The following is a 3,824-nucleotide window of genomic DNA, read 5'->3' on the forward strand; positions in this document are numbered from 1 at the left end:
CAACACGGAGTTTGGCAACAAAGATGCTTTTTAGACCGGGCTCATGAGATAGTAGTCAGATATATAAGATATTTTTTGTTTTAGTGAGTACGTGTCGTTGTTTGATTGATTGTCAGAGTATTAAATAGTGCATGTCTATAAACTCGTAAAAATATTCGCAATACGTGTGTCTGTTCAGAAAGTACTAGTTGCATGGCTTCCGAAGCCGCCAAAAAAGGAGTTTACTATTCGTAAATGAGGATTTTGGCGGTAAGCGTAACACCGCAAATGGGATTTCATGAACAGACACTAAACAGTTTAAGGGTTTGGTAATACTTTATTAATATTTGATTTAAATTGAAATCGTTGTTTAGAGCATTCAAAAGTTTTCAAAAGATATTTGAAACCGATTGAAATTTCAGGAACAGAACCATGCCAATCTTCATGGTATACCTGGTTTTGTGTGCGGGCGTTATTTTTACACTTATAGAATTTTACAAATTTAGCAGAAGACATTTTATTTCTAAACATCAAACCATCTAATAATCTCTTTATGAGCATAATTAATTTGTTGAACGTTGGGATTGCACCGGATGAGCTTAACAACAGTATTGTATCTATGTGGACGCGTGAGAGTATCCGGCCTGTTGATTTTTACCGTACCGGGTTTGAAGTGATATTTTACAATCATGATCGCCAGCATGCACTTAACTCTGTTCTTTCATCGGTTATTCCGGAGGGCAAAGAGATTTTGATTACAGGAGAGGATGAACTTAAAAACGTTGCAGAGAAAGCGGATCAATTCGGGATTCAAAGCATAATTTTTCAGGCTGAGATAGATGAAATTCATCTGATTGAAGCACTTCTGAATTCGCATAAAGGCATTTCGCACCTTATACTGGTTGTTGAGCAAGACGATGGTAAGATTGAAAATTATGTCAGGAATATTTCGCCTTTTCTTAAACACAGAGGAATAGGACTTATCTTGTATTGCCTGGTCCCGGTACAGAGAGTGAATGATCGTACTAACGGAATGGTGGATTTCATGATTGGGGGCTGGGAGAATATTCCGGACAAATCGTTTATTGTGGCCAGAAGAAGCAAATTGGTGCAAACCGAAGGCAATGCACGTACGCTGACATGCGATTTATATGCCTCCTGGCAATGGTCACTCAGAAGCCGGGGCACACATATTGAACCTGTCGAGATGTAAATTCCGTTAAGTTTTGCTTTCTTTGTTGACTGGTCATGATTATTAAGTCAGCAAATGAAGCGAATACATTTTATTGCCATTGGTGGGAGTGCTATGCACAACCTGGCTATTGCTCTGCATAAAAAGGGATTTCATGTGACGGGTTCGGACGATGAAGTGTTTGAGCCCAGCTACAGTCGCCTTCAAAAACACGGATTACTACCCCACGCCACGGGATGGCATCCCGAAAAAATAAACGGAGACATTGATGCTGTAATTCTCGGGATGCATGCCCGACCCGATAATCCTGAATTACAAAAGGCGAGAAAACTCGGGCTAAAGGTTTATTCCTATCCGGAATATCTCTACGAACAAACAAAGAATAAGACAAGAGTCGTCATTGCCGGCAGTCATGGTAAAACAACCATCACCTCAATGTTACTGCACGTTTATAAAACACTCGGGCGACAGTTCGATTTTATGGTGGGGGCTCAGATTAAGGGGTTTGATACCATGGTGCAATTGTCCGACGATGCCGATATTGCTGTTTTCGAAGGTGATGAGTATCTTTCATCTCCCATCGACCGCCGGCCTAAGTTTTTATGGTACCAGCCTCACATTGCATTAATTACCGGGATTGCCTGGGATCACATCAACGTTTTTCCTACAATTGAAGCGTATAATCATCAGTTCGAACTATTTGCTCAAACCATACAGCCCGGCGGAAAGCTATTCTATTATTCAGATGATCCTGTTCTGTCGGGTATCGCCGACAGGTTAATGTCGGTCAGAGCAATCCCTTATACTGAAATAAGAGCTGCGACAAAAGGCGGACAGACTGTTGTGAATGTAAAAGGAAGGGAGTTTTCTCTGAAGATATTCGGGAAACATAATCTTCAAAATTTATCTGGAGCTTTGCATGTGGCGAAAGAAACGGGTATCGATGAAAAAGATTTCTGGGAGGCTATGCAGTCGTTCGAGGGTGCGTCGCGGCGTTTGCAGGTACTTGCCGGAAATAAAGATTCGACGATTTTTTACGATTTTGCACATGCGCCATCGAAGGTTCGCGCTACTGTGTCTGCCGTGAAGGAACAATTTCCCTGGAGAAAACTGATTGCACTTTTGGAATTACACACCTTTAGTAGTCTGAATAAGGATTTTTTGCCCCAGTACAAAAACTCACTCTGTCCTGCCGATGAGGCGATTTTATTCTTTAATCCACAGGTAGTAGCCCATAAAAAATTACCGGAGATAACTCCGGATGATGTACGAAGAGCTTTTGGAGACAATTCTTTAAGGGTGATTAATGACACGGCGGAATTGAAGGATTTTCTTTCCCACCTGAAGCTTTCCGGCAGCAACTTATTAATAATGAGTTCCGGAAATTTAGGTGGTCTGGATATCCCCTCTTGTGCTACCGGTTTGATTATCTGAATTTGGGATTAATGAGTGCGGTCTATAAAGGCATATTTTTGCCAACCTCATTAATCATTTTTTTATCAGGAAGTGTAACTATCCGGTATTTCTGAGCGTCATATTTCTGTTTTGTTATGAATCCGTAGTTCGTTAAAAACTTAATATCATGAAACGTTTAGCATTTACTTATCTGATAGCTTTAATCCTGAGCAGCTGTATGGTTGCCGATGCACAGCAGCTGGTTGATCAGGTGGATACCCGTTTTCAGGGTATTGAAGAAATCTCTGTTGAAGGAGTTTTTTGTGATGTTACCGTTGAACCCGGCAGTAGCGATGAGGTGCACCTGAATGGTGAGATCAGAAGCACAAGGACAACAAACGATTTGGCCATCAAAACATCGCAGAACGGGAGCAAACTAAGAGTTTGGATTGAACATCCGAAGAATTTGAGGGGCAATGTCAAAGGGTTTCTGATGTTTGAAGTTCCTGAAGATGTTCTTTTGAATGTCAGTAATGTTTCGGGAGATGTAAAAGTGACCAACATTGGAAGTGATAATATGAGTTTGAGCACAGTATCGGGCAATATCAACGTGACAGGTGCGGGAGCCAATGCCGGATTAAAGAGTGTATCTGGCAATATTACCGCATCGGTTATCAACGGAGCACTTACTTCAAAATCGGTAAGCGGGGATCAGGCAATATCGAATGTAAAAGGAGCATTCACAGGTCAGAGTACTTCGGGAAATTTCTCCTTGAAAATGGTTGAAGGCATCAGCAGGGTGACTTCCACTTCGGGAGATCTGGTTGGCGAAAATCTTATGGAGGGAGGCGATTTCAGGTCGACATCAGGCAATATTCAGCTAAACATTGTAAGTGGCGATTTGTCTGTTAAATCGGTTTCGGGAGATGTTCGTTTGTCGGATGTCACCGGTTCTCTTGATATATCCACCACCAGTGGAAATCAGCAAGGCGACAAAATAATGATTTTGAAGTCGGGGAATTTTAATTCTATTTCGGGAGATATTAACATGGACCTGGAGAATTCGATGGAGTCACTGAGCTTCCGTCTGAAAAGTGGTTCGGGAAATCTGGTTGCCGGTGATTCCAGAGCTGACGAGAATCTGCTAATCGAGAAAGGTGATATTTGGATAAGGGCATCGAGTACTTCAGGAGATCAGACGTTTAATTAGTGTCTGTCCATAAAGTACCATTTGCTGTGTTACACTCGCCGCCAAAAT

At 41.7% G+C, this 3,824-nt stretch carries 3 protein-coding genes; all 3 read left to right on the forward strand.

Features of this window, described 5'->3' with window-relative positions:
• Nucleotides 1-532: 532 nt before the first annotated feature.
• The 3 genes from OQ5_RS0104220 to OQ5_RS0104230 all read left to right on the forward strand — a co-directional run bounded on the left by OQ5_RS0104220 (nt 533) and on the right by OQ5_RS0104230 (nt 3,776).
• Complete coding sequence (locus tag OQ5_RS0104220) at nt 533-1,192, forward strand: hypothetical protein (protein WP_016776300.1); 660 nt, start codon at nt 533-535, stop codon at nt 1,190-1,192.
• A gap of 54 nt (nt 1,193-1,246) precedes the next feature.
• A complete protein-coding gene (locus tag OQ5_RS0104225) occupies nt 1,247-2,605 on the forward strand; it encodes a UDP-N-acetylmuramate--L-alanine ligase (RefSeq protein ID WP_016776301.1) in 1,359 nt (452 codons plus the stop codon).
• Nucleotides 2,606-2,753: 148 nt separating this feature from the next.
• The gene (locus OQ5_RS0104230; protein ID WP_016776302.1) at nt 2,754-3,776 is read left to right on the forward strand and encodes a DUF4097 family beta strand repeat-containing protein; all 1,023 of its coding nucleotides are present in this window, start codon (nt 2,754-2,756) and stop codon (nt 3,774-3,776) included.
• Nucleotides 3,777-3,824 lie beyond the last annotated feature (48 nt).

Origin of the sequence: Anaerophaga thermohalophila str. Valhall, from assembly GCF_000250735.1 — a bacterium.
In the GTDB taxonomy this organism is placed as follows: domain Bacteria; phylum Bacteroidota; class Bacteroidia; order Bacteroidales; family Marinilabiliaceae; genus Anaerophaga; species Anaerophaga thermohalophila_A.

Coding starts and splice junctions, on each gene's coding strand:
- OQ5_RS0104225 (WP_016776301.1), top strand. CDS start 1,247: ATGAAGCGAATACATTTTATTGCCATTGGTGGGAGTGCTATGCACAAC.
- OQ5_RS0104230 (WP_016776302.1), top strand. CDS start 2,754: ATGAAACGTTTAGCATTTACTTATCTGATAGCTTTAATCCTGAGCAGC.
- OQ5_RS0104220 (WP_016776300.1), top strand. CDS start 533: ATGAGCATAATTAATTTGTTGAACGTTGGGATTGCACCGGATGAGCTT.